The organism is Tenebrionibacter intestinalis (assembly GCF_016632365.1).
Taxonomy (GTDB): domain Bacteria; phylum Pseudomonadota; class Gammaproteobacteria; order Enterobacterales; family Enterobacteriaceae; genus Tenebrionibacter; species Tenebrionibacter intestinalis.
Genome location: NZ_JAEPBH010000043.1, coordinates 22,590 through 29,051, shown reverse-complemented (window position 1 = coordinate 29,051; position 6,462 = coordinate 22,590). Strand labels below are relative to the sequence as shown.

2 protein-coding genes are annotated in these 6,462 nt (G+C 54.3%); both read left to right on the top strand.

Annotated elements, in window-relative coordinates:
- Positions 1-4,796, top strand: a 4,796-nt coding sequence (locus JJB97_RS14775) for an Ig-like domain-containing protein (protein ID WP_263457979.1), incomplete at its 5' end; no start/stop codon positions are given.
- Between the two features lie 132 nt (positions 4,797-4,928).
- Positions 4,929-6,419: a tryptophan 7-halogenase gene (locus JJB97_RS14770; RefSeq protein ID WP_238714784.1), complete on the top strand. Its 1,491-nt coding sequence runs from the start codon at positions 4,929-4,931 to the stop codon at positions 6,417-6,419.
- Positions 6,420-6,462 lie beyond the last annotated feature (43 nt).

Below are 6,462 nucleotides of genomic sequence, written 5' to 3'. Positions count from 1 at the left end.
ACGGGCGCTGGAGCTTCACGCCGGCCGCGGACCTGGCAGACCGGACGTACACCCTGACGGTGAACGCGAAGGACACGGCGGGCAACCTGAGCGAGAGCGTGAACGTGAGCTTTACCGTGGACACGCAGGCCCCGGCGGCGCCGGCCATTACGAAGGCCGAGGACGCAGTGGGCGAACTGCAGGGCGAGCTTGCGAGCGGCAGCGTGACGGACGATCCGTCCCCGACGCTGCACGGCACGGCGGAAGCGGGCAGCACCGTGACCATCCGTGACGGCGACACGGTGCTGGGAACCGTGAAGGCGGATGCGCAGGGCAAGTGGAGCTACACGCCGACCTCAACCCTGCCGGAGGGCGAGCACCGGTTTACGGTGACGGCCACCGATGCGGCAGGCAACGAGAGCGGACGCTCAGGCGAGTTCGTGCTGACCACCGACTACACGGCGCCGGACGCCTCTAAGCTGGCCATTACCGGCGTGTGGGATAGCGTCGGCGAAGTTACCGGCAATGTGGTGAGCGGGGGGTTATCTGATGATAAGCAGCCGGCCATCACCGGTACCGGCACGGCGGGCGACACTATCCGGGTGTACACCACGCTGAACGGGCAGAAGACACTGCTGGGCGAGACGACGGTGGATGCGAACGGCAACTGGCGCCTGGAGCTGGACGACAGCCATGCGTTGTCAGAAGGAGTTAATAACCTGACGGCGGTGGAGACGGACCCGGCGGGCAACAGCACCAGCCCGACCCCGGCTTATACTGTCACTATCGTACCGACAACCTTCGATGCGCCAACTATCGAGAAGGTTATGGATAATGCAGGTAGCGTGACGGGTGAAGTGGCCAGTGGCGCCAGTACCGATGACACTACCCCAACCCTGAGTGGTACAGCCGTTGAGAACAGCACGGTCATTATCTACAACGGTGACAAAGAGCTGGGACGCACGACGGCGGATAGCAATGGTCACTGGAGCTGGACGGTTAACCCGGCGCTGGAAGAGGGCGATTATCGCTTTACCGCGAAAGCGCAGAGCCCGGCAGGTCAGGTAAGTGACGCGAGCAATGTGTGGGATGTCAACATTGATATCACGGCGCCAAACCCGGTAGCTAACCTCACGATTACCGATAATGTGGGCAGCGTGACGGGTGAGTTGACCGATGGCGACACCACCGATGACAGCACCCCGACACTTGCGGGAACGGCTGAAGCGGGAAGTAAGGTTACCATCTGGAACGGTAATACTATTCTGGCTGAAGTGCAGGTTGGCGATAACGGTAGCTGGAGCTGGGAGCCGGCTACGGCTCTGCCGGACAACAACTATGCGTTTGCCGTTACCGTAACCGATGCCGCAGGCAACGTAAGCGAGCCGACCGACGTGGTGAATATCACTGTCGATACGCAGGCGCCGCAGGTTACGTTGGCGATCGATGGCTATGAGGACAATGTCGGCACCAATCAGGGGCAGATGTCGGTTAACGATAGCGTCACGGATGATGTCGATCCGGTACTGACCGGTAGCTGGAGCGGGGAATTGGGCGCAACGGAAAGCATCCGTATTTATCAGGATGGCGTACTGTTGGGTCTTGCCACGGTCGATCGCGCCGCCAGAACCTGGACCTACGCGGTTCAGGGGCTGGAAAACAACAATACCTACCACTTCACGGCAACTGCGGTGGATATGGCGGGTAATGAAACGGCGATATCGCCAGAGTTTGCGCTGAGCATCGATCTTGATGCGCCAACGCAGACGGTCACTATCGATACCTTTACCGACGATGTTGGTGTGGCAACCGGTGAGTTCCCGTCGGGGACGACAACGGACGATCGTAACCCGACGCTTAAAGGTAAAGTTTCCGGCATTCCGCTGGAGGATGGCGACGTTATTCGCATTTACGACGTAGCCAGCGATACGCTTTTAGGAACAGCGACGGTTGATACAGCAAGTAATACCTGGAGCTTTGTATTGCCGCCGTTGTCTGACGATATGACCTATCAGTATAAGGCGGTTGTAGCGGACAGGGCCGGTAACGAAGGGGCGTATTCTGACGACTTCACGATAAGCGTAAACCTGACTGTTAATATCGATAGGCAGAACACGCTGGATTCGACGCCTATCATCTCCGGTTCTACCGGTTTTGATATTGGTGAAGGCGAGTACGTGAAGGTGACGGTAAACGGCAAAACGTACTCCTCCGAAAATGGTCAGGTTGTTATCGATCTGCGTAATAACACCTGGTATGTCCAGATACCTGAAGCTGATGCACTGGCTGTGGGCACTTATGATGTGGCCGCGGTGTTGTATGCCAAAAATGGTACAAAGATCACTGAAGATGACTCCAGAAATGAGCTTGTTATCGGAGCCACGCCGGAAATTACCTTTACGGCAAAAGGGGCGACCTCAGATGATACCGGTACCGCGATAACCATCAGCGAAGATGGGACCTGGCGTATTCTGAGTAACTCGGCGGTGTTTACACAAAACGGGAAGGACTCCACCGCGCTGGGATCGTTTGAATCCATTGTTCTAAGTGGTATCGATAGGCAGCAGCAGTCAACGTTTATTGACTTTGACCGCGATGGCCTGATGGATGTTCTGGGGGCGGATACCCGGTATGCGAATGGGCAGCAGTCCTTTAAATATAATGGTGAAACCTACACCGTATTCCAGGTTGGAGCGTACGGCGTTGCAGGGGAAACCAACAACGGGTATGGCAATGCCTACGTGTGGTACGGCGGCGCTGCGGGTATTGATATCGATGGTGACGGCTATGTAGATATTGTCTACGGTGACGAGACACCTAACGATGCCAACGCACGTGGCGGGTATGACACCACATTTGTTATGAATACAAATGGCACCGTTGCGGGCTTTACCAAGTCCGGGGCTTATATTGATACCCGTACGGAGCAAAACGGCGTTTACAGTACCAATAACGGTAATGCGACACCGGATCGTGAAATTGCTACGGTTGATTTTAATAATGATGGCTATGTCGATATTGTTTACCACGGAACGACAGGTGCCAATGTGACGTCTGAAGGCGGCCGTAGCACCGCCAGTTCCCGTCTGGTGATGGTAGAGAATAACCGTGATGCCAGCGGTAATGTTACGCTGACAAACACGCAGATAATCAATGGCGTGTTTAATGGCGATAACGCAGCGAATGATGTTTTCACAACGCTGACCTGGGCAGATCTGAATGGCGATGGCTATATGGATCTGTTTGTCGGGGGCTTGACGGGAGCGGGAACAGGTGGTGCGCAGAGCGTTATCTACTACAACGACGGCACCGGAAAATTTGTTTCTGAGGCTGACGGTGTCGGTACGGGTAATAATCTCCAGACCCTGGGCGATTCCGTCAACAGTATGACTTCGCTGGCGGTTGACTGGAATGGCGATGGCCGGATGGATCTCATTGAGATAGCCGGTATTGAAGGTTCCCGTGATGCTGGTAACGCCGCTAACGTCGGTTTGTTGTGGATGAATAACGGGACGGATAGCGCCTCAGGAAGGGTTAACTGGTCTTCTTCAACAATCCTGACAGATGCAAACCAGAACGGCAGGACGAACTTTACAACGGGTGCTGTACTGGTCGATCTGGATTACGACGGCGATCAGGATTTGGTTGTGTTCCGTGCGCAGGGCGGTAAGTCCGAATATATCGAGAATACAAATAAGGTGTCTGACGGCACCAGTATCATTGTACGTATTCTTGATAAAAATGGTGTGAACGCCTACTACGGCAATACCGTTATGCTGATTGACGAAGCAACGGGCAAAGTTGTGTCTTCCCAGATTATCAACACGCAGGGGGGGGTCAACATGAACAACTCTACGGGGCTGGTATACTTCTACGGGCTGGATGCAACGAAGACCTATAGCGTGGTCATGCTGGCAAACGGTAGCGACTTCGGCGGTGTTAACGCCGTTGGGCTGAATACCGGATCGAACACGATTGAAAATGTGAACGGTACCTGGGGCGGCCTGAAAGCGGTGGAGGCGAATCATGCTTATACGCTGACTGCGGAGAGTGGCGCCAACGCCTCCAGCGCATCAACGGCGGCAAGCGATGGTACTAATACCGTGGGCATTGTGGGTACCGGCTACAACGATACCCTTTACGCTACCGCAGGTTCGCACATCTACAACGGCGGCGGCGGTTCCGTAAACATTTCGGGCGTAACCACCTGGAGCGATATCGGTGGTATGGATATCGTTGACTATAAACTGGCAGGCAGCACGGCTATCACCATTGATATGAACAACACGGGTTATCAGAACACCGGTTTTGGTAATGCGAAGTTTGTGAATATTGAAGGTATCGCTGGCGGTAGCGGCAACGACACCTTTATTGGTAATGCAGCGAATAACTTCTTTGAAGGCCGTGGCGGAGACGACACGTTCGATCTCAGCGCCGGTGGTCAGGATACGCTGATGTACAAAGTGTTGAGCGCTGCGAATAACGGTGGTAACGGCCAGGATACGGTTATCGGTTTCCACGTGGGCACCATCGAAGCAACGAAGAACGCGGATATTATTGATATCAGTGAAATGCTGATCGGCTATAAGCCGGATGCGGACGGTGCGGCACACTACATCAACGGTGTGCCGACTATCGACGCAGGCGATAATATCAAGGACTTCCTGCGGGTTACCCAGAGCGGCAACGATACTATCCTGAGCATCGACCGCGACGGTACCGGTTCGTCTTATGGTATGACGAAGTTGATTACGTTTAAGGACACGGATGTGGATCTCGAAACGTTACTCGCTAACCATCAGATAACGCTGAGCTAAGAAAGTAGGAGGAGGCTTCGGCCTCCTCCTTTTCTTGCATAAGGCGTTATCACAAAAATGTGCGAGTCATTGTCACCGTTATTTCAGATGCGTCTTAGCGACGGCTTTGGAATAGTCTGCAAGGAGTTGCAAGTGTTGAACTTACGTAATCCTTCACCTCAGCGCATCGTTGTGCTGGGCGGGGGAACTGCGGGTTGGTTTGCGGCCATCGCCCTGCGCCGCATGTTTAGCCCGAGCGTTGAAATAAAAGTAGTTGAATCGTCGAAAATCGGTATTGTGGGCGTAGGTGAAGGCGGGTTGCTTAATTTCATTGGCGCGCTGCACCATAACAATATTGATATCAACGAATTTGTCCGGGAAACGGGCGCGACCTGGAAGTGGGGGTTCTCCTACGAAGGCTGGCGTACGGGCAAAGAGGACGATCGTTTCTTTCACCTTTTTGCCTCGCAGGAAACGCCGGTTTCCCGCTGGCAGGAACGCGGGGCCTGGCCTTATTTGTGTGCGATGGTCAGTCAGCAAGCCGAGCTGGATAGCTATATTGAGGCCAGCAGGCTGATTAAAAATAACGCCACGCAGGCTCAGGCTGCCGCGCTACTGGATACCAAAAATGCAGGCATTGTTCCTTCATTCCATTTTGATAGCTATAAGCTTGCCGGCTACCTGAAAAAAGTGGCGCTGTCGCGCGGCGTTCAGCACCTTGACGCCGTTGTCGATGAGGTGGTCTTTGATGAAAAGGGCTTTGCCCGTGAGCTGCGTACCGCCGATGAGCGTATCGCGCTGGATTTTCTGATAGACGCCACCGGGCTGTCGCGTAAGGTTATTGGTAAGAAGGGGATGGAAAGCGAGTGGGTCTCGTTTAAAGACTATCTGCTAATGGATTGCGCTATTCCGTTTTATATGCCGCATCCGCAGCCAAATCCGATGCTGGTCACGCGTGCGGTTACCATGAATGCCGGCTGGATGTGGCAAATTCCATTAGTCGACCGCGTGGGCGCCGGCTACGTCTTTAGCAGCAAATACCTTAGGGAAGAAGAAGCCGTTAAAGAAGTGGAACAGCGGCTTGGTTATGCTATTGAACCGCATAAAACGCTACGTTTCGATCCTGGCTGTTTCAGAAAGGTTTGGCAAAATAATGTCATGGCGCTGGGGCTTTCCAGCGGCTTTGTTGAACCGCTGGAGGCGACGTCAATCGGTCAGATGCTGGAACAACTTCACAGCTTTGAGCGTGTGATAACGAGCAGCCAGGGTGTTGTATCCGATAGCGCCATCCGCGAGTTTAATGAGGCTAATTTCACCTCCTGGGCGTGCATTCGCGATTTTCTGCGTATGCACTACGACTGTGGGCGTAATGATACGCCACTGTGGCAGGCAGTCGCGAAATCGCCGTATCCGGAGAGCTATCGCGCGTTGCGTGAAGTGTGGCAGGAGCGTATGCCGCGCATGGTGGATGTGGAAAATTATGCAATCCACGGTTGGCGCGGAATCTTCCACCCCATTAACTGGACGCTCATCGCGGCGCCGCTTGGCGTGCTGCCGCCTGAAGCCGGTGAGATGGAATTACGGCGACTCACGCCGCAAAAGTATGCTGAAGCGCAGCGTTATGCCGCTGAAGTAAAAAATTAACAGGTAACAGGGACAATTCAGCGCCTACATAAAAAACAGGCTA